The sequence below is a fragment of the Shewanella halifaxensis HAW-EB4 genome, from assembly GCF_000019185.1.
Classification (GTDB): Bacteria; Pseudomonadota; Gammaproteobacteria; order Enterobacterales; family Shewanellaceae; genus Shewanella; species Shewanella halifaxensis.
On sequence record NC_010334.1, the window covers coordinates 264,821 to 289,859 of the forward strand.

Annotated in this window: 22 protein-coding genes; 14 read left to right on the top strand and 8 right to left on the bottom strand. The window is 43.6% G+C overall.

From position 1 onward, the window contains the following. The first annotated feature begins 719 nt into the window (after window positions 1-719). The 9 genes from caiT (at window position 720) to SHAL_RS01150 (ending at window position 11,244) form a co-directional block, all read left to right on the top strand. The gene (gene caiT, locus SHAL_RS01110) at window positions 720-2,309 is read left to right on the top strand and encodes an L-carnitine/gamma-butyrobetaine antiporter (RefSeq protein WP_012275353.1); all 1,590 of its coding nucleotides are present in this window, start codon (window positions 720-722) and stop codon (window positions 2,307-2,309) included. Between the two features lie 11 nt (window positions 2,310-2,320). Further along, window positions 2,321-3,457 carry a crotonobetainyl-CoA dehydrogenase gene (gene caiA / locus SHAL_RS01115; RefSeq protein ID WP_012275354.1) on the top strand — a complete coding sequence of 379 codons (1,137 nt, stop codon included), beginning with the start codon at window positions 2,321-2,323 and terminating at the stop codon, window positions 3,455-3,457. 263 nt (window positions 3,458-3,720) lie between these two features. Further along, window positions 3,721-4,947, top strand: coding sequence for an L-carnitine CoA-transferase (caiB, locus tag SHAL_RS01120; protein ID WP_041416199.1), 1,227 nt, complete (start codon window positions 3,721-3,723; stop codon window positions 4,945-4,947). Between the two features lie 10 nt (window positions 4,948-4,957). After that, window positions 4,958-6,511: a crotonobetaine/carnitine-CoA ligase gene (caiC, locus tag SHAL_RS01125; protein ID WP_012275356.1), complete on the top strand. Its 1,554-nt coding sequence runs from the start codon at window positions 4,958-4,960 to the stop codon at window positions 6,509-6,511. 62 nt (window positions 6,512-6,573) lie between these two features. Further along, a complete protein-coding gene (gene caiD / locus SHAL_RS01130; RefSeq protein WP_012275357.1) occupies window positions 6,574-7,359 on the top strand; it encodes a crotonobetainyl-CoA hydratase in 786 nt (261 codons plus the stop codon). Window positions 7,360-7,452: 93 nt separating this feature from the next. Then, window positions 7,453-8,304, top strand: a complete 852-nt coding sequence (locus tag SHAL_RS01135) for a MaoC/PaaZ C-terminal domain-containing protein (RefSeq protein WP_012275358.1) — start codon at window positions 7,453-7,455, stop codon at window positions 8,302-8,304. A 79-nt stretch (window positions 8,305-8,383) separates the two neighbouring features. Next, on the top strand, window positions 8,384-9,052 hold the full coding sequence (gene caiE, locus SHAL_RS01140) for a carnitine operon protein CaiE (protein WP_012275359.1): 669 nt from the start codon (window positions 8,384-8,386) through the stop codon (window positions 9,050-9,052). A 173-nt stretch (window positions 9,053-9,225) separates the two neighbouring features. Beyond that, window positions 9,226-10,164 carry a LipP1 family hormone-sensitive lipase gene (gene lipP1, locus SHAL_RS01145; protein WP_012275360.1) on the top strand — a complete coding sequence of 313 codons (939 nt, stop codon included), beginning with the start codon at window positions 9,226-9,228 and terminating at the stop codon, window positions 10,162-10,164. Between the two features lie 189 nt (window positions 10,165-10,353). Next, window positions 10,354-11,244, top strand: a complete 891-nt coding sequence (locus tag SHAL_RS01150) for a LysR substrate-binding domain-containing protein (RefSeq protein ID WP_012275361.1) — start codon at window positions 10,354-10,356, stop codon at window positions 11,242-11,244. Window positions 11,245-11,423: 179 nt separating this feature from the next. Here the strand turns inward: SHAL_RS01150 and SHAL_RS01155 are convergent, their stop codons facing one another. The 4 genes from SHAL_RS01155 to SHAL_RS01170 form a co-directional block, all read right to left on the bottom strand. Next, complete coding sequence (locus tag SHAL_RS01155) at window positions 11,424-12,059, bottom strand: disulfide bond formation protein B (protein ID WP_012157214.1); 636 nt, start codon at window positions 12,057-12,059, stop codon at window positions 11,424-11,426. Window positions 12,060-12,068: 9 nt separating this feature from the next. After that, a complete protein-coding gene (locus tag SHAL_RS01160; protein WP_012275362.1) occupies window positions 12,069-12,680 on the bottom strand; it encodes a thiol:disulfide interchange protein DsbA/DsbL in 612 nt (203 codons plus the stop codon). Window positions 12,681-12,748: 68 nt separating this feature from the next. After that, window positions 12,749-14,509, bottom strand: coding sequence for an aryl-sulfate sulfotransferase (locus SHAL_RS01165; RefSeq protein WP_012157217.1), 1,761 nt, complete (start codon window positions 14,507-14,509; stop codon window positions 12,749-12,751). 14 nt (window positions 14,510-14,523) lie between these two features. Further along, window positions 14,524-15,270 (bottom strand): outer membrane protein OmpK, encoded by a 747-nt coding sequence (locus SHAL_RS01170; RefSeq protein ID WP_012275363.1) that lies wholly within the window; start codon window positions 15,268-15,270, stop codon window positions 14,524-14,526. A gap of 164 nt (window positions 15,271-15,434) precedes the next feature. Here SHAL_RS01170 and SHAL_RS01175 point away from each other — a divergent pair, with 164 nt between their 5' ends. Next, window positions 15,435-16,100, top strand: coding sequence for a TetR/AcrR family transcriptional regulator (locus SHAL_RS01175; RefSeq protein ID WP_012275364.1), 666 nt, complete (start codon window positions 15,435-15,437; stop codon window positions 16,098-16,100). A 198-nt stretch (window positions 16,101-16,298) separates the two neighbouring features. Here SHAL_RS01175 and SHAL_RS01180 read toward each other — a convergent pair whose 3' ends face one another. Together SHAL_RS01180 and SHAL_RS01185 are read right to left on the bottom strand one after the other, a co-directional pair. Further along, on the bottom strand, window positions 16,299-16,934 hold the full coding sequence (locus SHAL_RS01180) for a disulfide bond formation protein B (protein WP_012275365.1): 636 nt from the start codon (window positions 16,932-16,934) through the stop codon (window positions 16,299-16,301). A 9-nt stretch (window positions 16,935-16,943) separates the two neighbouring features. Then, window positions 16,944-17,555 (bottom strand): thiol:disulfide interchange protein DsbA/DsbL, encoded by a 612-nt coding sequence (locus SHAL_RS01185; protein ID WP_012275366.1) that lies wholly within the window; start codon window positions 17,553-17,555, stop codon window positions 16,944-16,946. Window positions 17,556-18,275: 720 nt separating this feature from the next. Between SHAL_RS01185 and SHAL_RS01190 the strand changes: the two genes are divergently transcribed. The 3 genes from SHAL_RS01190 (at window position 18,276) to SHAL_RS01200 (ending at window position 22,031) form a co-directional block, all read left to right on the top strand. Continuing rightward, window positions 18,276-20,066: an aryl-sulfate sulfotransferase gene (locus SHAL_RS01190; protein WP_012275367.1), complete on the top strand. Its 1,791-nt coding sequence runs from the start codon at window positions 18,276-18,278 to the stop codon at window positions 20,064-20,066. Window positions 20,067-20,115: 49 nt separating this feature from the next. Next, window positions 20,116-20,874, top strand: coding sequence for an outer membrane protein OmpK (locus tag SHAL_RS01195; protein ID WP_012275368.1), 759 nt, complete (start codon window positions 20,116-20,118; stop codon window positions 20,872-20,874). A gap of 185 nt (window positions 20,875-21,059) precedes the next feature. Further along, complete coding sequence (locus tag SHAL_RS01200) at window positions 21,060-22,031, top strand: LysR family transcriptional regulator (protein WP_012275369.1); 972 nt, start codon at window positions 21,060-21,062, stop codon at window positions 22,029-22,031. A gap of 54 nt (window positions 22,032-22,085) precedes the next feature. Here the strand turns inward: SHAL_RS01200 and envZ are convergent, their stop codons facing one another. Together envZ and ompR are read right to left on the bottom strand one after the other, a co-directional pair. After that, window positions 22,086-23,402 (bottom strand): two-component system sensor histidine kinase EnvZ, encoded by a 1,317-nt coding sequence (envZ, locus tag SHAL_RS01205; protein ID WP_041416201.1) that lies wholly within the window; start codon window positions 23,400-23,402, stop codon window positions 22,086-22,088. Window positions 23,403-23,440: 38 nt separating this feature from the next. Next, complete coding sequence (ompR, locus tag SHAL_RS01210) at window positions 23,441-24,166, bottom strand: osmolarity response regulator transcription factor OmpR (RefSeq protein WP_012275371.1); 726 nt, start codon at window positions 24,164-24,166, stop codon at window positions 23,441-23,443. Window positions 24,167-24,517: 351 nt separating this feature from the next. Here ompR and greB point away from each other — a divergent pair, with 351 nt between their 5' ends. Then, window positions 24,518-24,997 carry a transcription elongation factor GreB gene (gene greB, locus SHAL_RS01215; protein WP_012275372.1) on the top strand — a complete coding sequence of 160 codons (480 nt, stop codon included), beginning with the start codon at window positions 24,518-24,520 and terminating at the stop codon, window positions 24,995-24,997. Window positions 24,998-25,039: the final 42 nt, after the last annotated feature.

The window sequence follows — 25,039 nt, forward strand, 5'->3', positions numbered from 1 at the left end:
GTCACACTTATTAATCGATGCTTGGTTAGTCTTTCTAACAGTGATATTAGTTGCTCTAATATACTTTTACACGGCGTATTTTAGAAAATTTAATAATGTTATTAGCTATCCTAATAGGGTGTGTCTACCTAACTAATAGAGGTATTAGTTAGGCTTAAAATGGTAGTTAAGTAATTCTAATACGAGTATTAGAATTATAGTTTTTTACTTCTTGTAGATGTTTTTTATATGAGGTTTTTGCTCTATTTTTCTTTAGCTAAACCTCATCATTAATACATTTGCAATTGGTTAAGTTATTGTTTTTCCGCTCATTTCTCTCTTGGTGAAAGGTGGGTTCTGATGGCTGTTTGTTGATAGCTAACAGCGTATATCTTGAGGGGTAGGTCACAGTTATTTTGCGTGGCAACTTATTAAGGATATCGACTTTTTTGTCGATTATTTTCTATTTCAATTGAACGTGATAACGATCACTGTATAGCCAAATGTTGGCTGGCATGATTCTTACGCAAATCAGCGGATCGAAAATAATTAAATTTATTGTTTGGTGGCTGGCCTGGCTATTAAATGGTTCGACATATTATTTAATAATAAGTTTGTTTTTTAGTTATATAAGTTTGATGGTATTCGTTTGGCTAAAAACGAATAAAGTTGGTTCGATAGCTACTCAGTTTAAAACTTTAACTATTATCCTCCTAAAACAGAGAGGGAGAAGTATTGATATGAACGATAAAACGATGGATGTAAATGCCACAGAAGTAAAAAAGAAGAAGGTTACTATTGACCCGACTATCTTTTTTCCTTCATTGCTTGCCGTCATATTACTGTCTTATTTGACAGTAAGAGACTTGGATGCCGCTAATTTAGCTATCAGCGAAGTCTTCCACTATCTAACTCACTCTTGGGGGTGGCTTTTTGAGTGGTACATGATCTTCATGGGAGCCGGTTGGGCTTGGTTGACCTGGGGACCTTATTCTAATAATCGCTTAGGTCAGGAAAAACCAGAATTTAGTACAGCTAGCTGGATCTTCCTGATGTTTGCCTCTTGTACCTCGGCTGCAGTGCTGTTCTGGGGGTCTTTAGAGGTTTACTACTATGTTACCTATCCTCCTTTTGATATTGAGCCTTTGTCTATTCAAGCCAAAGAGCTAGGACTCGCATATAGTCTATTCCATTGGGGACCTTTACCTTGGATGGGATATGGCTTCTTTACTGTTGCTTTGGGTTACTTCCTGTTTGTAAAGAAAATGGATGTGGTTCGCCCGAGTGGCACCTTAGAGCCTATTTTGGGTAAGCACCATAAAGGCTTTATCGGTACCTTTATCGATAACGTCTACGTTGTTGCTTTAATCCTTGCTATGGGTACCAGTCTTGGCTTGGCCACACCTTTGGTAACTGAATGTATTCAATGGTTATTTGGTATCCCACGCACCCCAGCAGTTGACACAATCGTTATCTCTTCATGGATTGTTTTCAACGCAATTTGTGTGGCCTTTGGTCTGACTAAAGGCATTAAGATCGCCAGTGATTTGAGAAGTTATTTAAGTATCATCATGCTTGTTTGGGTATTTCTTATTGGCGCAACCAGTTTCACTGTGAACTATTTCACTGACTCAGTGGGCATCATGTTAGAACTACTTCCTCGTATGTTGTTCAACACCGCTTCGGTCAGTGAAGGCAGCTTCCCGCAAGACTGGACCGTATTCTACTGGGCTTGGTGGGTCGTGTATGGCATCCAGATGTGTATCTTCTTAGCGAAGATCTCTCGTGGGCGTACCGTTCGTGAGCTTTGTCTGACTATGGTTGCTGGTTTAACTGCTTCAACTTGGTTCCTCTGGACCATCCTTGGCAGTAACACTATGAATTTGATGAATGAAAACCTCATCAACATGCCGCAACTTATCGAACAGTATGGTGCCGCCAGGGCCATTATTGAAACCTGGGCCGCATTACCGTTCAGCACTATCACCATGTGGGGCTTCTTCATTCTATGTTTCCTCGCAACGGTCACCTTAGTTAATGCCTGTTCTTACACCCTAGCCATGTCGACCTGTAAAGGCGCCGATGCTGATAACGAGCCACCAATCTGGGTTCGTGTTGGTTGGTCTGTACTTGTGGGTGTTATCGGCATCGTTCTGTTGTCACTCGGCGGCTTGAAGCCACTGCAAACAGCAATCATTGCCGGTGGCGCACCACTAATCATAGTTAACGTTATGATTATATTCTCTTTCTTAAAAGATGCCCGTAAAAATAATTGGAAACCTGTCGGTGAAGAGGCTAAGCCACACCTAGGTTCCACAGCTAAAATTTAGAGGAATAAATAATGGATTTTAAATTAACCGACGAACAAGAGTTATTTGTAGCAGGTATCCGTGACCTGATGGCTAAAGAGAACTGGGAAAGCTATTTCGCAGAATGTGATGAGAATAGTCAGTATCCAGAGCGCTTCGTTAAAGAGCTAGCCGAGATGGGTATCGACAGCTTGTTGTTGCCAGAGGAGCACGGCGGATTCAACGAAGGCATGGTAACGCTAGCGGTGATCTGGGAAGAGTTAGGTCGCTTAGGTGCGCCAACTTACGTGCTATATCAGTTGCCAGGTATCACTACCATGCTAAGACACGGTAGCCCTGAGCAGATCGATAAGATCATGACGCTACGTGGTACGGGTAAGCAGATGTGGAACTCAGCTATCACTGAGCCAAGTGCGGGTTCTGACGTGGGTAGCCTACTAACCACTTATAAGCGTCGTGATGGCAAGGTGTATTTAACTGGTAGTAAGTGCTTCATCACTAGTGCTGCAGGTGCTCCTTACATCGTGGTTATGGCTAAAGATGCTGACTCAGAAAAGCCAATCTTCACCGAGTGGTTCGTCGATATGTCTAAGCCAGGTATCAAGCTAAGCAAGCTACCAAAGCTAGGCTTAAGAATGGATAGCTGTTGTGAGCTACAGTTTGACGAGTTTGAGCTAGAAGAGTCAGACATGTTTGGTATCGAAGGCAATGGCTTCATGCGTGTTAAAGAGGAGTTTGACTCTGAGCGCTTCCTTGTGGCCCTAACTAACTACGGCGCGGCTTACTGTGCATTCGAAGATGCGGCTAAGTACGCCAACCAACGTGTTCAGTTCGGTGAGGCTATTGGTCGTTACCAGTTGATCCAAGAGAAGTTTGCCCACATGGCTATCAAGCTTAACAGCATGAAGAACATGGTCTATGAGGCGGCGTGGAAGTGTGACAACGGCACTATGACATCGGGCGATTCGGCAATGTGTAAGTTCTACTGCGCCAATGCCGGCTTCGAAGTTATCGACTCTGCTATGCAAGTACTAGGTGGTTACGCGATTGCTGGTGAGCACCGTATCAGCCGTATGTGGCGTGATATTCGTGTTGACCGTGTCTCAGGTGGTTCTGATGAAATGCAGATCTTAACCTTAGGCCGTGAAGTACTGAAGCGCTATCGTTAATAAACCGCGGTGATAAACAGGCTAGGTACTGAGTTAGTGACTATTGAGCTAGTAAGTAGTGAGCTAGTAAGTACTTAGTCTGGGTCGATTCTAGTGTGGGATTTGAGAGCCTCTTAATATTTTAAGCAGATCGACACTGCTTCTCAGGTCCCCAACTCGACTCCATTGAGCCATGTTGCGTTAGATAACCCCCAATAATGACTATCTTCCCGGCGCTGTTGCTGTGATGAGTTTTTGTTCGAATATTAAGAGAGATGGGTATCATGTCAAATAAATTGTCCACACCTACGTTCGGTCCTCTTGCTGGTTTGAGAGTGGTTTTTTCCGGAATTGAAATCGCGGGCCCATTCGCAGCGCAAATGCTAGCCGAGTGGGGCGCTGAAGTGATCTGGATTGAAAACGTAGCCTATGCGGATACTATCCGTGTACAGCCAAACTACCCAGAGCTATCACGCCGTAACCTGCATGCATTGTCGTTAAATATTTTTAAAGATGAAGGCCGCGATGCATTCCTGAAATTGATGGAAACAACAGATATCTTTATTGAAGCCAGTAAAGGTCCTGCGTTTGCACGTCGTGGTATTACCGATGAAGTGTTATGGGAACAAAATAAAAAGTTAGTTATCGCACACTTATCTGGTTTCGGCCAGTACGGCACGGATGAGTATACTAATCTGCCAGCCTACAACACGATTGCTCAGGCATTTAGTGGCTACCTTATTCAAAATGGTGATGTTGACCAGCCAATGCCTGCCTTCCCTTACACGGCAGACTATTTCTCTGGTATGACAGCAACCACCTCGGCACTTGCGGCGCTATACCGTGTACGCGAAACCGGTGTCGGCGAAAGTATCGACATCGCCATGTACGAAGTCATGCTGCGCATGGGTCAGTACTTCATGATGGATCATTTCAATGGCGGCGAAGTTTGCCCACGTATGACCAAGGGTAAAGACCCTTACTACGCAGGTTGTGGCCTATATAAGTGTGAAGATGGCTATATCGTGATGGAGCTTGTTGGCGGCAACCAGATTAAAGAGATGTTCAAGGATATGAATATCATGCACCTATATGGTGGCGAAGAGGTACCTGAAGGCACTCAATTGATCCACCGTATTGAATGTCCATTCGGCTATCAAGTTGAAGATGCATTAGACGGATACCTAGCGCAAAAGAGCATCGAAGAAGTATTGGCACGATTTGCAGAGCTCAATGTGGCGTGTGCAAAGGTATTAACGATCCCTGAGCTTGATAGCAACCCACAATACATTGCTCGTGAGTCTATTACCGAGTGGCAGAACATCGACGGTAAGACCTACAGAGGCCCTAACGTCATGCCTAAGTTCAAGAACAATCCTGGCCAAATTTGGCGTGGTATGCCAAAGCACGGTATGGATACTGCTGCAATCTTGGAAGATATCGGCTACTCACAAGAGCAAATTCAGAGCTTAAGCGAAAAAGGCTTAGCAAAAGTATCTGAGTGTAAGTGAGGCTAGAAGAATGGATATCGTTGGTAGCAAAACATTAAGATGCATGTGGGAAGAGCGTGCTCGCAAATTCAGTAATAACACAGCGTTGGTTTATGAGGATGCTGCTGGCGATGTCCAAGAATATACTTATAGTCATCTGAATGCCGAAATAAATAGAGCGGCAAATTTATTCCTTAGCTTAGGAATTAATAAAGGCGATAAAGTGGCTGTACAGTTATATAACAGTCCACAATTTATTTTCTGCTGGTTTGGATTGGCTAAGATAGGCGCGGTAATCGTGCCTATTAATAACCAATACCTGTTTGCAGAGTGCCAATACATTATTAATAAGTGTGCCGTTAAAGCTGTTGTTATTGAGGAAGAGTTCCTACCCATCTATACACGCATGAAACAAGAGACGGGTAACTCAATAAATAATATTCTGGTTACAAGAACGGCCAATCCTGAAATATCGGACTCGATGAACTTCGATACTTTGCTGAGTCAGCAAATCGTTGAATTGGTTCAGCGCGTGACGATTAGTAGTGACGATGTGGCCGAAATCTTATTTACCTCGGGTACGACATCACGGCCTAAAGGCGTGGAGATCACCCACTGTAACTTGCAGTTCGCAGGTTATTTTACGGCGTGGCAAACCTGTCTTCGTAGCGATGATATTTATTTGACTATGATGCCAAGCTTTCACATCGATTTTCAATGTAATGCAGCCATGGCCGCATTTACCGTCGGTGCAAAGCTTGTGATGCTTGAGAAGTACAGTGCCCGCAAGTTCTGGAAACAGATCTGTGACTATAGAGCCACGATTACCCATAGCATGCCGATGATCGTGCGTACCTTGATGTTACAGCCTGCAACGCCATTTGAACGTGATCATTGCCTGCGTGATATGTTGTTTTTCCTACATATTTCAGACCAAGAAAAACTGGACTTTGAAACACGTTTTAATGTGCAGCTGTTTAACTCCTATGGCATGACAGAAACCTTAGTCGGACTGATTGGTGATAGTCCAGCCGAGGAGCGTCACTGGCCGTCAATTGGACGACCAGGGTTAGGTTATGAGGCCAAGATCGCCGATGAGAATGGTCAAGAGCTTGCCCCTAACGTGATTGGTGATCTCTGGGTTAAAGGTGTGCCCGGTAGAACGATCATGAAGGGCTACTACCAAGATACGAAAGCCACTGAAGAAGTACTCAGTGCCGAGGGTTGGCTCTACACTGGCGATAAAGCTTACGTAGATGACAATGGCTTATTTTATTTTGTCGATAGAAAGACAAATATGATTAAGCGCTCCGGTGAGAACATCTCCAGTAGTGAAATAGAAAAAGTTTTAATGTCTCATCCTTATATTCAAGATGCCGCCGTTATTGGTGTTCCAGATTTAATTCGAGATGAAGCCGTTAAAGCATTTGTCATATTTAATGAGGGTGTGTCTTTAAGTGTCGAACAAATTTTACAGTATTGCGCTGAAAATATGGCGAAGTTTAAAGTTCCATCTTTTGTTGAAATAAAAAAGTCTTTCCCAAGAACCTGTACCTGCAAAGTACAAAAAAAACTTCTTATGTGAAGTTAACTTAATTTAGCTTTTTAATAAAAGAGTCTGAAGTGGCTCTATATTGGAGTATTAGCATGAGTGAATCATTACACGTTACCCGCAATGGCGCTATTTTAGAAATTACTCTTGATAGACCTAAAGCCAACGCGATTGACGCAAAAACAAGTTTTGAGATGGGTGAGGTCTTCCTCGCTTTCCGTGAAGATCCTGAACTGCGTGTGGCGATTATTACTGGTGCAGGCGAGCGCTTCTTCTCTGCAGGTTGGGATCTAAAAGCCGCTGCAGAGGGTGAAGCACCTGATGCTGACTTTGGTCCAGGCGGATTTGCGGGTTTAACTGAAATTTTTGACTTAGATAAGCCGGTTATCGCTGCGGTAAACGGTTATGCATTCGGTGGTGGTTTTGAGCTAGCGCTTGCGGCCGATATGATTATCTGCTCTGAAAATGCCAGCTTTGCCCTGCCAGAAGCTAAATTGGGTATCGTACCTGATAGTGGCGGAATGTTGCGTCTACCTAAGTTATTACCACCTGCGATCGTCAACGAACTGATGATGACAGGCCGTGGTATGGGCGCCGAAGAAGCCCTACGTTGGGGCGTGGTGAATCGCGTGGTTGAGAGTGACAAGCTGATGGACAGTGCTCGTGAACTGGCTCAGCAAATTGCTCAAGGTGCGCCATTAGCTATCGCGGCGATCAAAGAGATCTATCGTGAAACTAGCGAGCTATCGGTGGAAGAGGGTTATCGCCATATTCGTGCTGGTGGTTTGAAAAATTACCCATCGGTACTGCGTTCTGAAGATGCATTAGAAGGTCCATTAGCCTTCTCAGAGAAGCGTGACCCTGTGTGGAAGGGTAGATAGGTTTCAGTGCTATCAATCGAAATAGAGCCTGATATTTCCCATGAGATATCGGGTTTTATTTTAACTGTTTGTCGGTAATGGAAGGATTCACCAATGGCGTTGAAATTAGAGATGCAAGGGCAAACCTACGGCCCATTCGTTAATGAGTATACCGCTAGAGATGTGATGCTGTTCGCGCTGGGTTGTGGTGCTGGCAGTGACGGTAAAACTGATCTCGATTATGTGTATGAGAAGCAATTAAAGGTACTGCCTATCTTTGCTGCGACGCAAATTGTCGATGCAGAGGTGACTAAGACTATCGATTATGGCTTTAATTGGGGCGGATCTTTGCATTGGGGTTTTGACCTGCATATTCATCAGCCACTGCCTACTAATCCTGGCAAATTGAGCACCAAGGTGTTGTTGAAGGGGCTGTTCGACCGAGGGGAAGGACGCGGTTGTTTGGCGCAACACATAGGTGAAACCTTCGATGAGACGGGGACTAAACTGTTTACTAACGAGAGTTGGGATTGCGCGTTATACGATGGCGGCTTTGGCGGCCCAAAAGCGCCAGCAGATATTGTTGAGATCCCAGAGCGCGCGCCAGATTTCGAAATTGAACAAGATATTCCACTAAACCAAGCGCTTATCTACCGACTATCGGGCGATGACCATCCTCAGCATGTGGATTGGGAATATGCGCAAGAGTTTGGTCACCCAAAACCGAATCTGCACGGTGTTAGCACTGCAGGTGTGGCCTGTCGTCACATCATTCAGGCGATGTTTCCCGGTGAACCGGAGCGATTAACACGCTTTAAGACTCGGCTAACTAAATCCTTGTATCCCGGCGCAAGGGTCAAAACCCAAATTTGGAAGTGGGATGATAACTGTGTCCATTTCAGAGTGATGGATGCCAACGATCCTGACACTTTTTATCTTAACTTTGGTTTAGTTGAGTGGAAGTAAGCCTTTGTAGGAGGCTTTAGCCTCCTATCTAGACGAGAAATAGCATTTATCAACGTTAGTATTTAGCTGTGACGTCTTAATGTTTGAGGCGCAACAGCTAAGTAGTGAGTCGTGTGATTTATTAAGAGTAAAACAATTTATGCCCTGCTATGAATTTGAAGGATTAATTCCTGTTGTCGACCCGAGTGCTTATGTGCACCCAACAGCTGTGCTGATAGGAGATGTCATTGTCGAGGCTGGGGTGTATATCGGCCCCAATGCTTCACTGCGTGGTGATTATGGACGTTTGATTTTGCAGAGAGGTAGTAATTTGCAAGATGGTTGCATCATGCATGGATACTGCGATATGGATACAGTTGTTGAGCCTGATGGTCATATCGGCCACGGTGCCATTTTGCATGGCTGCGTAATAAAGCGTAATGCCCTCGTTGGAATGAATGCGGTGGTGATGGATGGGGCTGTGATTGGTGAAGATAGCATCGTCGCTGCCATGAGTTTTGTTAAAGCGGGTTTTCAAGGCCTGCCGCAACAGCTGTTGATGGGGCAGCCTGCAAAAGTGATGCGCCAGGTGAGCGAACAAGATCTGCATTGGAAAGGGCTTAATACGCTGGAGTACCAAGTATTAGCCCAGCGCTCGGCGAAAACAATGCAGCCTGTTACGCCGTTAACTCAGCAGGAAGTTAACAGGCCCAGATTAAAAGGGGTGACCGAGGTGCAGCCCAAGGCGCAGCAAACACAAGCCGGTTAATCAAAGTTCCAGAGTGAGTCATAGAGGCTCAAGCTTTAAGAGGGAGTGCAACCCAATAACGCTTAAACCGATTAGCACCTCAGGCAGCACGCTTAATAATTGAAACTATTAATTGAAACTATAGGCAGCTGAACAACCATGGTTGGCAGACTGCAATTGAGAAGGAAAGCGGTATGCCGTTAGATCCAAAAGTCGCACTGTATTTGCAACAAGTGCGTGATTCTGGCGCACAAGCCTATGAAGACATGACCCCCGCAGAGTCTAGACGCCTCGATATGAATGAGCTGACGAAGACGAAAGCCGATCGAGTGTTAGAGCCCGTGGCCGCGATAGAGCATAGCTTTATTCCTGGACCCACTGCAGATCTGCCCATTCGGATCTACCGTCCTAAAGGTGACACGAGTGAGTTACAGCCGGCGATTATCTTTATTCATGGCAGCGGTTGGGTGGTATCGAACATAGAGACCAATGACCATTTTAGCCGTGCCCTCGCTAATCGCACCGGATCGGTAGTGATCGCGATTAATTATCAAAAGGCACCTGAGCACAAGTTTCCCATCCCAATGGATGACTGCTATGCATCGACATTGTGGATCTTTGAGCATGCGACTTTGCTGGGATTAGACTCGAACCGTATCGGCATCTTAGGTGACAGTGCCGGTGGTAATTTAGCAGCGGCGGTGACGCTAAGGCTGCGTGACGAACAGGGGCCAAAATTGGCTTACCAAGTACTCGTTTATCCAGCGGTGCAATATGGTTGGCAAACGCCATCGGCTATCGCTCATGCAGAAGGTTATCTATTGCAACAGGCCAGTATGAAGTATTACTGGGGCCACTACCTGCGTAGCGAAGCCGACGCACAAAATCCCTATTGTTCACCGCTGAATGCCCTGAGCCACAAAGATCTGCCGCCAACACTTATCTATACCGCAGAGTTTGATCCATTATGCGATGACGGCTATCTCTATGCCCGAGAATTACAAGGCAGTGGTGTTACAGTCAAATACCGCTGTTTTGACGGCGTGATCCATGGGTTTATTAAGATGCTTGGGGTGTTTGATCAGGCCGATGAGTTTCTAGATGAACTTAAGCAAGATCTGTTAGAGATCTAGGTGTGATTAGTTAAAAACATAACTTGGGAATGCTCACGAAACAAACGGTTTCGTGAGCTTGTTCGAAGAATCATCAACTTGTTCCTCTAGAAAAATTAATTCGCATCTTATTGTGCTCACAGTTACATTTTTACTCTAAAACCTTGTGCTAGTCTCGTGCATCATGCACTTAAACTATGTATATAAAATATGAATAATAACATCCCATTAAGGGCGTTACAGGTTTTTGAATCATGCGCAAGGCTGGAAAGCTGCTCGCTTGCTGCGAATGAGTTATGCATCACTCAGAGCGCGGTCTCTCAACAGATAAAGCTGCTTGAAGATTACTTCTTAGAAAAGCTATTTCACCGCAATGCGGGCAAAATTACTCTGACTGAATCAGGGCTTGAACTTAGGCAAAGATTAGCGCCGGTTTTTTATGATTTAAACAGTGTGTGTGCCAGTTTGGTGCCCGATATGTCTAACGAAGTTCGAGTACATTCTTATAACTCTTTAGCCGCCCGTTGGTTAGTACCTAAGATGGCTAAGCTGAGAAAAGAGCACCCTGAGTTCAACATCAATGTTGGTATGTTTCAAGATGATGTAGAGATGAGCGATATGATCGCCGATATCTTTATTATCACCCGCGAATGCCAAGACGGCTATACCATTACTCCGTTAGTCGAAGAGAAGCTGGTGGCTTTTTGTAGCCCTGAATATTTGCAAAAACACCCAGAGATCTCCTTAAGTACTTTCCATGAGCAGACACTACTTTACTCAAAACACAAAGATTATGGTGTCGATTGGGAAGGCTGGTTTAGAGATAACAAAGTCGCTGTCGGCCCATTACAGCGAAAAATTATTTTCAACCATAATATGTTGGCAGTTCAGGCAGCAATTTTTGGTCAGGGGATCGTGCTAGGCCTAGAGCAAACGCTACAAGTAGAATTAGACTCAGGAAACCTGGTGAAGTTAGATCTCCCCCATTGCTATACAGGCTGGACCTACTCAATCGCTTATAAGTCTTCAAGAAAGCGGGACGCCCGTATAACCAAGATTGTCGATTGGATAATTAAAGAATATGCGGGCAGCGTATCTTAGCCGCAATTGTTATTTATCTGATTAAAGCTGTATCAGTACTAATCGAGAAGCTGAGGGAGAAGGTTTACTCGTGATTGGGGAAACTGTGGAAGAGAGTTAAATATTGCATTGTTTAGAGTGATTTAGTGGCCACTAAAGTTAGTGGCCACAGTTTTTAATAACGTATGGTTGATTAGTCGTTACTTCTTAAGCGGAAGAAGCTTCTTCAGTGAGCGAACCCAACCAAAGGTCAACGGCGCCAAACAGACCATAAATACGGTATAAGCGATTATGCAGTAATGTGCCATATTCATGCCCAGTAGAGTCCAATCGTCTTCACCACAGCCGCCCGTTGGAGCAAACTCAAATGGTAGCCACTCATCAAGTGGTAGGTTGAGTGGGAAGCGTGGATCGGTTGAACAAGCTGAGCCAGCAGCATCGCCTGCAGCAGCAAAGAAGTCCATCGTCTCATCGACTACCATGTGCGCCGCATCATGGATCTTCATTAACTCAACAGACCACATCCAGCCCTGAATGACTGCGTACCACGCCAGTAATAAACCTAAGAACTTGAGTATGTGATTTCTCGGATCGATCAGAATGATCAGACCCGCAAGCACGATACAGCACTGGCTAAAGCGAATGTAAACACATAGCTCACAGGGATCCATCGCCAAGAACAGTTGGAAATAGAAGATGGCCGACAGAATAAGAAATAGTGCTCCTCCAACCATCACTAACCAGATGGGCCGATGGTCTTGCATATGGGTTAAGCTGTCGGCAGGGGTGGCCTTAAACTGCCCCCAGAACTCTTTCAATCGTTGCTGCAATGACATAATAATCCCTTACTTAGCAGACAGTTCAGCGATAAGCTCTTTGAGCATATCCATCGAACGGATTGATTTGGTGTTGATCAGGTATTTACCGTTAACGGTAATCGCAGGCACACCTTGGATCTTTGCAACTTCAACCCCTTTATCCCATTTGGTCATTAGCTGTTTTACTTTTGGATCTTGAGCATGAGTATCAAACTCGGCGCGGCTCATGCCTAATGTATCGAGGGTAAATGCAATGGTAGAATCGGCATCTTTAAATTTGACCTTCTTGACGTGGTACTGGTCGTAGTACTTGTCCTTTAATTGCTTGAATGTCTTCTCGCCTTTGATCTCTTTAGCGATGGCCAATGCCGTTGATTTCTCTACGCCAAAAGGTGGTTTACTGGTGATATGGTACTGATCCAAAGTGCTGCCAGCAGGCATTAACTTATCGTTAGGAATACCTGCTTTTTCATACTTGTAGCAGAAAGGACAGTTAATCGAGTAGATCTTCACTACTTGGTTCGGGGCATTAAATTGAGCCACTTCTGGCAATACTTGGTATTCAACTCCCTCTGTTGCTGCATGGGCACCAAATGATAGAAATAGAGTTGCTGCGATGGCGGAAAGTGTTTTTTTCATGAGTGAGTTCCATTAAAAATAGGGTTAACAGCTGTCAGCGCCTTTTAAAAGGCGCTGCCATTGGTTTATTACTGGTTAAACATGGCTTCTGGGTGAACTACTGTTGAGCGGTAACCCGGCTCGTGTTTAGTCAGGGTTTTAACCTTGATTTCAACTTTTACTTCATTGGTTTTTGGATCAACCTCTGTAATCCAATGCTCCGGAGCCTTATCACTTTCTAGCAGACCTGCTGAAGCTGATGCCATAAACATGGTGTTATGATCTGGCTGGAATTCAGTAATAGAGGTAATTGGGCTGTACCACTCATAGCCGCGGTCTTTACCGTATTCCCAGGTCTGTTGAACCGTCATATTGTCCATATCGACCTTGTATTCAACACCACGAGAGTACTTCATTGTCGGTAGAGCTGGCTGCTCAAGAGAGCGTCCATCGCCATTGTCGAAGACTGTAACTGTGCCACGTTCAGGTACAGGCCAAGCGGTATGCTGAGTCCATGTCCAGTCAAAGTCACCTTCACAATCTTTGGCATCACACTTTAACTTTTTGCCCTTTTTATCAACCGGGATGAGTACCTTATCTGCTAGATCTCCTTCCCAGCCGATAGGGGTACCAAGGATCCACTTCACTTCATCGTCACGGCCAATCTTAATCACTGCTGATTGATGACGAGAACTGATGATGATGCTGTCGTCTTCTGCGTCATAACCAATAGAGTTGATATGTAACCAGTTGCGACCTGTATCTACACCGGCAACGTCGCCATAAGGCTCATTTGCTAGCTCTTCTGCTGACATTGTCTTACCCGCAGAGGCTACATCTACGTTTAGACACACTGCGCCCATATCCAATGAACTCAATACATCATCACGTAATGGATCTAGGATCTTATTGAAGTCCCATACCTTAACGACTTCGCCATTGTTATTAACTTCAATTACATGGTCACGAATAGAGTCAACTTTTATCCCTGTTGGAGTGATATAGTCTTTTTTGCCCACACGTAGCAACAGGTTGCCGTTTGGCATTTCAGTCACTTCATGAGAGAAACCGATATAGCCGCGAGGAAGATCACGTTTGAAAATTGGTTTGCCGATAAAGTCGTACTTGGCATAGTAAGGTGACAGGAAGCCATTATGTTGATTAAACATCAGGCCCTGACCGAAGATAAGCTTACCGTCACGGGTTTGTTTAAATGACATGGACCCGCCTGGACGGTCATAAATTACATCGGCACTTAAGTGCCAGCGTACATCACCGTTGGTATCAATAATATTCTGGGTTGGTTTCCAATCCCACTTATCACGCAGATCGGGTGTGATGACTTGGCCATCGACTAGATAAAATCTATCTTCAAACCCCTTAGCAACTTTAATCGGTTCATATTCATACTGAGTTCTATCCTGACCATCAATATGTTGATGTGGTATATCATTGGTACGGATCTTATATGTCTCTTTAATTTTTTTACCATCAAGCTTGTAGGAGACTTCAACTTCATTAAGGTGGTCAGGGTAGAGACCAAACACCGGAATCCCGTTATGTGTATTCAACTGAGTAGTACTGACGGGATAATCAATATCAATGCCTTTACGGTCTTTACCTTTGACGGAAACCGTGGCGTTTGTAATCGTTTTACCTCCCAAATCAATCACTGCAACCAATGGACTAAAGTCATAAGGGTCAACGTAGACAAAGCCTAATTGTCCTTGAGCAACAGCGGAAGATGAAGTACCTGGTAAATTTCCCGCAGCATTTACTGATAATGAAATTGCCGAGCAAGTAAGCACCGAGGCTGTTAAAATCGCTGACATTATTTTATTAAGTTTCATAGTTAATCCCTTTATTAGAATTTATATTGGACTGAGTAAAAAAATGCATCGTGATAGCCTTTTTTACCTAAGTTATTTTCTGCGTAACGATAACTGACACCCACTGACCAATTATTGTTGATTATCCAGTTTGCTCGTAGTTGACCATTAAAACCAAAGTCTTCCATGTCGCCTGCTAATTCCAAATATTGTTCATTTCTGCCGAAATAAAACTCTTGCCACCAGACAAATTTAAAATCTTGATCAAATAATGATAAATCATGACTAATATTTAAATACGCGTAGCCACCATTAAAACCTTGCTCATCAAAATTAGAGTCAAAAGCCTTATATGTGGCATTCACTATGTGTGCGGCGAACGCTAGCTGTACATAAGTATTGTCATAGTTTTTATCCCAGCTAAATCCAAGCAATGTATTGGTTTCTCCCCAGACAGGCATTGATTTATCAAACACTTGGCCGTATAAGTTGAAATCCGTTTCGCCAATATTTATTTGACCGACTAGATTTATTTCAGTCCCATAAATGTCTGTATTATCGAAGTTTTCCAATGTGACATGACCATAGATATCGCCAAGTGCAGTGCCATGTGCACCTATCATTTTGATGTATGGATTATTATTTTTTGACTCACCAAAGTAGTCAGATGCGCTACTTCTCCAATCCATCAAGCCCGTCTCAACGGCTAACATTGCTGCATTCGAAGAAAAGGAAATACTGAGAGCTAACGCAGCTATTCCTGATTGTAATTTCTTATTCATAACTCACCTCTATTGAAAGTGATTGCGATGTTATGAATTGAAGCGCGATGATAACTAGAGGAGGCTCACAAAAAAAAATTAGAATATCTTTATATTATTTAAACCTTGATTGTAGGCATGAAAAATAAAAAATTATTTTTTTTAGAGATGGGATTCACAAAAAAATGGAAAGCAAGACTTTAGAACATATTTTAAATGTGTCAGAACAGCTAATTTATAAAGATGGTGTGATCGGGTTTAAGTTTTGCACTGTAGCAAAAGAAGCTGGAATCTCTACAACTAGCTTATATAAGTTCTTTGGAAATAAAGAAGATATATTGGTTGCTTTGGCAAGTAAAAGTTTTATGAACACCAAAAATAAAAAGTGGTGGTTAAATTTAGAAGGTGATGCGCTAATAAAAGTCATTGCTTATTATATTTTACAGTTAGATGTCGCTCATGATTTTCCCTTTTACTCATCTATGTCAACGCTAACAAGTAATCAGCTTATTTGCGGTCGTTCTGCTCACCCTCATATCAGCGCATTGAATAAGAATGCCTATGGTTTTTGGCAAACACCTATTGCGCTATTGCAGCAGGCTAGAGGGCAGGGGAGTTGTCAACTCTGTGACCAAGCGATTACTAGACTGTGTGCACTGATCTCTATGATTATCAGAGGTCAGGAAGTTGTATCTTGTGCTGAGGTAGGTAGAGCTTGCAGTGCAGAAGCGAATCTCACAACCCAATGGATTATTGAATTTTGTTTTAAGCAAGTGGGCTTCGAATACCATTTAATTAATCATTGTATCCAACAAGCAGATATCCTAATCACAGAGCATGGTCTTCGGTAACGGAACTGCTCATAAAATGCCATATGTGTTTGAAGTATGACTCAATGCAGGGAAAGTAAAGTTATGCCGTTATCCCAGTTATCAGCGGCGACGGTTATGGGTAACAGATCAGTTAAATTATCGATGTTTTGGTCACTGTTAACTGTGGCCACTAAAGTTAGTGGCCACAGTTTTTAATAACGCATGGTTGATTAGTCATTACTTCTTAAGCGGAAGAAGCTTCTTCAGTGAGCGAACCCAACCAAAGGTCAACGGCGCCAAACAGACCATAAATACGGTATAAGCGATTATGCAGTAATGTGCCATATTCATGCCCAGTAGAGTCCAATCGTCTTCACCACAGCCGCCCGTTGGAGCAAACTCAAATGGTAGCCATTCATCAAGTGGTAGGTTGAGTGGGAAGCGTGGATCGGTTGAACAAGCTGAGCCAGCAGCATCGCCTGCAGCAGCAAAGAAGTCCATCGTCTCATCGACTACCATATGCGCCGCATCATGGATCTTCATTAACTCAACAGACCACATCCAGCCCTGAATGACTGCGTACCACGCCAGTAATAAACCTAAGAACTTGAGTATGTGATTTCTCGGATCGATCAGAATGATCAGACCCGCAAGCACGATACAGCACTGGCTAAAGCGAATGTAAACACATAGCTCACAGGGATCCATCGCCAAGAACAGTTGGAAATAGAAGATGGCCGACAAAATAAGAAATAGTGCTCCTCCAACCATCACTAACCAGATGGGTCGATGGTCTTGCATATGGGTTAAGCTGTCGGCAGGGGTGGCCTTAAACTGCCTCCAGAACTCTTTCAATCGTTGCTGCAATGACATAATAATCCCCTATTTAGCAGACAGTTCAGCGATAAGCTCTTTGAGCATATCCATCGAACGGATTGATTTGGTGTTGATCAGGTATTTGCCGTTAACGGTAATCGCAGGCACACCTTGGATCTTTGCAACTTCAACCCCTTTATCCCATTTGGTCATTAGCTGTTTTACTTTTGGATTTTGAGCATGAGTATCAAACTCGGCACGGCTCATGCCTAATGTATCGAGGGTAAATGCAATGGTAGAATCGGCATCTTTAAATTTGACCTTCTTGACGTGGTACTGGTCGTAGTACTTGTCCTTTAATTGCTTGAATGTCTTCTCGCCTTTGATCTCTTTAGCGATGGCCAATGCCGTTGATTTCTCTACGCCAAAAGGTGGTTTACTGGTGATATGGTACTGATCCAAAGTGCTGCCAGCAGGCATTAACTTATCGTTAGGAATACCTGCTTTTTCATACTTGTAGCAGAAAGGACAGTTAATCGAGTAGATCTTCACTACTTGGTTTGGGGCGTTAAATTGAGCCACTTCCGGTAATACTTGGTACTCAACTCCCTCTGTTGCTGCATGGGCACCAAATGATAGAAATAGAGTTGCTGCGATGGCGGTAAGTGTTTTTTTCATGTTATCTCCAAAGATATATTAAATTTGTTGGATTTTGAAAACTTATATTGTTAATAGTTATTGTTTTTGTCGATGTAAAAATAAAACGTCATTGTTTGTTATAACTATAAGATTTTAATTTGATTAATATTGGATGCTGGCTATTTCGTTACTATCTTATTTTTAAATGACATATATTGATTGTGATGGTGGTCACGTTTTATTTGCAGTCCTATTTATAAGTGTTATTAATTTTAAGTCGGCTGGAGTTTGATATTCAATTTTTAGTTTTTGAATTATGTTTATGGAAAAAATCAATATCATTGGATCTGTTCATTCTGTATTGGTTTCCTTTGTTGTGGTCGCAACGTGTTGTTTTGTATGTGATTACTTTGATTTTGTTGATGTTTTTTTATTGTTTTTTATGGTTTTTAGATATTTTTAACATTGGTTTCCATAAGGTTTGATCCCTGTTGGTTTATCTTTTATTAGCTGAAACCCTCATGAATTATAAGTTTTAGATGTATAAAGTTCATTGTTTTATGTTATTTATATAATCGATATGTAAATTCGCATTTCTTTAATTCATGGTTTTTTATTTGTTGGTCGTTATATTGTGGTGATGAAAAAAGTTGGTGCTTTGATTATTGTGACATCATTCTCAAATAAAGTTGTTCTAGTTAATTATTGTTTTTAGGGTTGATTACAGTGATTACAAAATAATTATTAATTGGAGAAGTCATGAAACGTAATATTTTAACTGCAGCTATTGTTGCTGCATTATTTCAGTCAGTTGTTTCTTTTGAATCAAATGCCGCTGGTTTTAAACCAGCACCTGCAGCGGGCCAACTAGGTGCGGTGCTTGTTAATCCGTATGGTAACTCACCTCTAACTGCGGTATTAGATTTGGGCAGTAAGCGCCCAACTGATGTGACGGTAACAGTTCATGGTAAGGGCAATAAAGGAGTTGATATTAGTTACCCTGTGGGTCAGCAAACAATCAATACCCATGACGGTATTCCCTTGTTTGGTTTATATGCTGATCACAGCAACCAAGTGACAGTGAAATACAACCTAGACGGTAAAAAGGTCAAAGAAGACTATAAGGTGCTAACCGGACCTATCACTAACGAATATATGGATAACAGAAATATCACTGTTATGCAGGAAGTTCAGGTGAAGAAGGTTGCCAAAGGCTTTGAAAACCGCTTGTATATGGTCAACAGTCATACTTACAACCAGCAAGGTTCAGATCTGCATTGGTCAGGTCAAAAGAGTAAAGATGCAGGTATATTTGAATCTTCGCCAGCCATGGGTTCATTACCATTCGATAACGCCCCTATGACTTATGTCGTTGATACAAATGGTGATATTCGCTGGTGGTTAGATCAGGATGCGGTTTATGACGGTGTAGGAATCGATGTAAACAAGCGTGGATACTTGATGGGACTGCATGATAATGGTGAAGGCCGTATTACCTTTGTTCAAGGCCAGCAGTACGGCACCTTTGACTTGTTAGGTAACTTTGAACAACGTCGCTTGCCACGTGGATATGTTGACGCCTCCCATGAACATAACATCATGCCAAATGGCCACTCTTTAGTTCGTGCGGCTAAGGCTAACTATAAAAACCCTCAAGGCGATATCGTTCATACCGTACGAGACCATATTTTACAGATTGACCAACAGGGTAACTTGGTTGATGTGTGGAACCTGAACGAAATTATGGATCCATATCGTGATGCATTGCTTGAAGCCTTAGATATGGGAGCGGTTTGTTTGAACGTCGATATCGATCAGATGGGTCAAACTGCAGAAATGGAAATTGATGCCCCTTATGGCGATATTCCAGGTATTGCCCCCGGTCGTAACTGGGCTCATATCAACTCTATTGAATATGATCCAAAAGATGACTCTATTATCCTTTCTTTCCGTCATCAAGGTGTAGCCAAAGTGACTCGTGATAAGGAAGTGAAGTGGATCTTGGCACCTTATGAAGGTTGGAACAAAGAGCTTTCAAAGAAACTGCTTAAGCCAGTGGATAAGAATGGTAAGCCTATCAAGTGTACCGATAAAGGTGTGTGTGATGGTGACTTCGACTTTACCTATACTCAGCACACGGCATGGCTAAATAACACCACAGGCAATCTGACGGTTCTGGATAATGGTGACGGTCGTGCCCATGAGCAACCAGCCCTACCAACTATGAAGTATACCCGTTTCGTCGAATACAAAATTGACGACGAAAACATGACTGTGCAGCAGACATGGGAATACGGTAAAGATCGTGGTTATGACTGGTACAGCCCGATCACGTCTAACGTGGAGTATATGGAAGATAAGAACACCATGTTTGGTTTCGGTGGTTCGATTCATCTCTATACCCCTGGTGAGCGCACTATCGGCAAAATCAATGAGATCGGTTATGACGATATGAAGGTCAAAGTAGAGATAGACGTGTTGTCTGACAAGGCAAACTCTCCTCACTACCGCGCAATTATTGTGAACCCTACTAGCCAATTTGGCTTGTAAAAAAATGAATTCCGGGCCCGTATGGGCCCGCTAATTTAGGAGGCTCACAATGAAATTATCTAGATCTGTCTTAGCCGTATTAGTGGGAATTGGCGGTATTAGTTCGGCGAGTGCTGAAGTGCTATTTCAGCAAAATAATGTGATTGTTGGCTACGAGTATTTACTCGATGCCGAAGATAAAAACCCCAATCTCTATGATCAAGCCCACCTCATCCTAGGTCATACCACAATCGCCGACTGGGGAAGCGCCACGGGGTGGTTGCGGTTTGAAAACCCACTGGACAGCTCGGAAAACCAGCAAGGGAAAGATGCCGGAGCAACAACCAAAGCCTGGTTAAAGCTTGATTATAACCTTGGTGACTCGCCATTTAACCTTTGGGTGCAGTCATTTACCTGCGCCAATAAACCAGTGGTGGAGCAAAACTTCTATTTAGGTGGCTCCTATGATGTTGCTATTGGAAAACTCAAAGGCACAGTCGGTGTCGGTATGCAGTATGCGTACGGCAGTTTTTCCCCAACAGGAAAGTCCTTTAATGGTGCCTCTGGTACTGCTGCGACGATAATGCTGGGCTACCCGCTAACACCGCATTGGTTTGCTAAGGCTTATTACGAAGCTCAATTTAACCGAAGTGACGAACATAGGGAGGTATTTGGATTCGACTCATACGGCCATCAGGCTATTGTCGGTGTGGATTACAGGTTTAATTCTCAGTTCTTCGTTAGCACCCTGTATAAACATAGGCAGAGCTGGGGTGGAGCACTCAATGGTGGTGGAGAGTTGCTATTCGAAGCGGGGTACAATTTCTAGGAGTCAGTGGGATACTTAGTCATAAAGCTTTAGCTATAAACCTTTAGCTATGAATACAGAGTATCCCATATCCCAACTTTTCAATATATGTGAACACCTTATGAGATAACGTATTGGGTGCTATTTTGCCTCTATTGTTACGGTTAATATCTAGCCATATACGCTAAAGTTCCCAAGGATGTATGATGAACACCAATGAGAGTGTTAAAGATCTTTCTGTTGCTCACCTTCAGCTAATAGTCTGTCTTATTAAGCATGGAAACGCCTGCGTAGCATCAGATGAGCTCGGTATGAGTCAGTCGACAATCAGTTATCATCTACGTCGCGTGCGAAGTATTTTTTCTGATGAGATGTTTGTAAGAACCGGAAAAGGGCTTAAACCCACCGAGCGCTGTCTTCAAGTTGGTCATTTTGCCCAAGACTTGATTAACCGTGTTGAAGAGGAATTAATTCACGGTAATGACTTTGAGGCAACCCATATTGAGCGAGAGCTGAGTTTAATTGCTGATGATACTGCCTGTGGTTGGTTTGGGGAGTTATTTGTCGATCTGCACAAGGCACTGCCTAAGGTAAACCTGTGTGCCCGTCCCTGGTATCTAAATGCAATGAAAGACTTAGATAACGGCGCCGTTCACTTTGGATTGCATATTATGCAAAGCGGTATCAAGGGGATTTATGATCTAGAAGTGGCTCCCTGCTATCGTTTATGTGTGGTGCGAGATGGGCATCCTCTGGTGTCGCAAGGTGAGGTAACGCTGGAAGATCTGGCTATGTATCCGGTAATTTTGAATGACTTAGCTGGCTGGAATAATAACGGTCACTCGGTGATGGAAACCGTCCTTAAAAACCACGGCCTTAAAGCAAATTTAGTAGGGCGCTTAGGTTATGTAAATAGCATTTTTAGTGCGTTACAGGGCTGTAATGCGATTACCTACACTTCAGCCGTGTCTCTACCTAAGGATCTGTCAGGCTTATCTCTACTTAAGGCGCCTGCAGCACTTGATGCCGTCGAATGCAACTACCGGCTTTATATCAGTAAGACACGCTATGGTTCACAGGAAACTAATTACTTAATTGAGTTTCTTTATAATTCTTTTAAGCGCTTTGCTACTCGTCAATATGAAAGGCCAGAGGTCGCCCCTATTATTAGAAGTTGATAATTCTGACTATTATGGGTAATAGTGTCGCAATTAATAACCGTTAATTAGAGGTTATTCAATCGGCAACCAGACCTGAGCATGCAATCCACCTTCACTGCGGTTGGTAAGGATCACCTTGCCCTGATGCCTATCGACAATACGTTTGATAATCGCCAGACCAAGCCCTGAGCCAACACTGCCGCGGGCCGTATCACCTTGAGTAAAAGGTTGAAAGAGTTTAGGGATCTGCTCTTCATCGATCCCAGGACCGTTATCTTCGACACTAAAGCCGACGTACTGACCATTAAATTGTGAGTTAATTCTTACCCAGCCGTTACCGTAGCGGTAGGCATTTTCGACTAAATTGCTGAGCACACGTTTTACGGCAATACCTTGCATCGGAATGCGTGGACACTCAACTAACTCTGAATCGATGCTGCCCTCACGGTTAGATTCGGCCTGAATCACATCTTGAATTAAGTCGTTTATCTGCTCTAACTCTCGAGTGCCTTCCTGATCTTGGCGGATATAGGAGATGAACTGATTGATGATGGCATCCATATCTTCGATATCGTTAACTATGCCATCTTTCAGATACTGATCTTCTTCGACCATCATTTCAGAGGCCAGTCGAATGCGAGTTAGCGGGGTACGTAAGTCATGAGATATGCCAGCCATCAGCAGCGCCCTATCTTGCTCCAGCTGCTTCATGCTATGAGACATCTGATTGAAGGTGTTAGTCACCTCAACAATCTCTGTTGAGCCACTCAATGGTAAAGGGTCAGGGTAATCACCTCGTGATACGGCAATCGCCGCTTTTTGTAATCGCCTCAACGGACGATTCTGTTGCCGGGCAAACCACCAGCCTCCGGCCACGCTTAGGGCGCCAATAACCATTAAATATAGGGTAAGCGGTGAAAGGTTTTTCTCATTGAGCCCGGTTAATGGCACTCTGATCCAGATTGAGGGCGCTTGAGGAGGGCGGATCCAGATCTCAAATTCTTCCCCCTGAGCGATGCGCACTTCAGCCTCGCCACCTAGGTATTCGGACATTTGAGAAGATAAAAAACTGTAGTAAGTCGCACGATCGATACCGGCTTGGCGAGCTTGTTTTAGGTTATAAAACTGCATGGTGTCATCACGCACTTTGGCGTTGAGGGCATCGACCATGGTGAGGTGTTCACGACCAATATCGATGCCGCCAACAAATAATAGCTTCACTTGCCGTGCTATCAATTGGTTTATCTGCTGATAGCTGGGTTTTATAAAGTAAACCGCAACAGAGATGTATGACACTAGTTGGTTTGTTAGCAGCAGGCAGCCAATTAGCATTACGGTTTGGCTGAAGGAACTGCGTGGCAAAAAGCGTTGCCACCATCGTCTGTTTATAGCCACTTAGTTATTATCACTTAGTTATCGTCGCCTAGCTATTTGCGTGATTGGCCATCAGGTACAAATACATAACCTAAGCCCCACACGGTTTGGATATAGCGTGGGTTAGCGGCATCTTTTTCAATCAGTCGACGCAGGCGCGAAACTTGTACGTCAATCGAACGCTCGAGTGCCGAGTAATCGCGGCCACGAGCAAGATTCATTAATTTGTCGCGCGAAAGAGGTTCCCGTGGATGACTAACTAGCACTTTAAGTACCGCAAATTCACCGCTCGTTAGCGAAATACTTTCTTCACCGTGGTACATCTCGCGGGTGGCCAGATTCAGGGAGTACTCACCAAAGGTGATCTCCTCTTCCTGCAGGGTTGGTGCGCCAGGCACTTCAGGTGTTTGGCGGCGCATAACGGCTTTAATTCGGGCGAGCAACTCTCGTGGGTTAAACGGCTTAGGTAAGTAGTCATCGGCACCCAGTTCTAGACCGATAATTCTATCCACTTCATCGCCCTTGGCTGTTAGCATCACGATAGGGATGGGGTTACCCATTTGGCGCAGGCGACGGCAGATAGACAGACCATCTTCGCCAGGAAGCATAAGATCGAGTACCAGTAGATGGAAGTTTTCGCGTTCTAATAAACGGTCCATTTGCTCGGCATTGGCAGCACTACGTACCTGATAACCTTGTTCCATCAAGTAGCGTTCTAATAAAGCGCGTAGTCTCATATCATCGTCGACGACGAGAATTTTTGAGGTTTCTTGTCCCATGCTTGTGGTCCTTTTGCTCGGCGGCCAGCCCTTATCTTTAGGCAAATGGCTGATATTGAATGCGAATCATCCTAATATAGCTGTTTTAATATGTTAATGACTAGCAGGCATTTTAACTAATAGGTTAATGCCGATGGCTATGTTTGCGTAAATTATAGTTAACATGCTGAATATCAATGAAAATATGGCTTTGTCGACGTCTATTTGAAATTGTAAGAAAATTAATAGCACTGACTTATCTGGAAAATTCTACAGTGAGTCTATTTGAACTGGCATAGCTCAGCTTGACTGGATCTGTGCTATGATTTTTGTCCATCAATTTTGATTAATCCCTTTTAGAAAGTAGAACCTATGAGAACCGCTATCGTCACCCGTGAAGGTTTCGAGAAACTGCAAAAAGAACTAAATTACCTTTGGCGTGAGCATCGACCTGAAATCACTAAAATTGTGAGCTGGGCTGCGAGCTTAGGCGATCGTAGTGAAAATGCTGACTATACCTTCAATAAAAAGAAGCTGCGTGAAATAGACCGTCGAGTGCGTTATTTACGTAAGACGCTCGAAAATGTACAAGTCGTTGATTACTCTCCGGCACAAGAGGGTAAGGTATTCTTCGGTGCTTGGGTCGAAATCGAAAACGATGATGGCAATAAATTACAGTTTAAGATTGTGGGTTATGACGAGATTTTTGGTCGTAAAGATTACATTTCCATCGACTCGCCTATGGCGCGTGGCTTGTTGAAAAAAGAGGTCGATGACGAAGCGGTAATTAAGACACCTACCGGTGAGCAAGTTTGGTATATCAATCGTATCTCCTATCAAGGTTTCGAATAATCCGCCTCCATATTTTCGGCGAATAAAATCGCAGCCTCAACA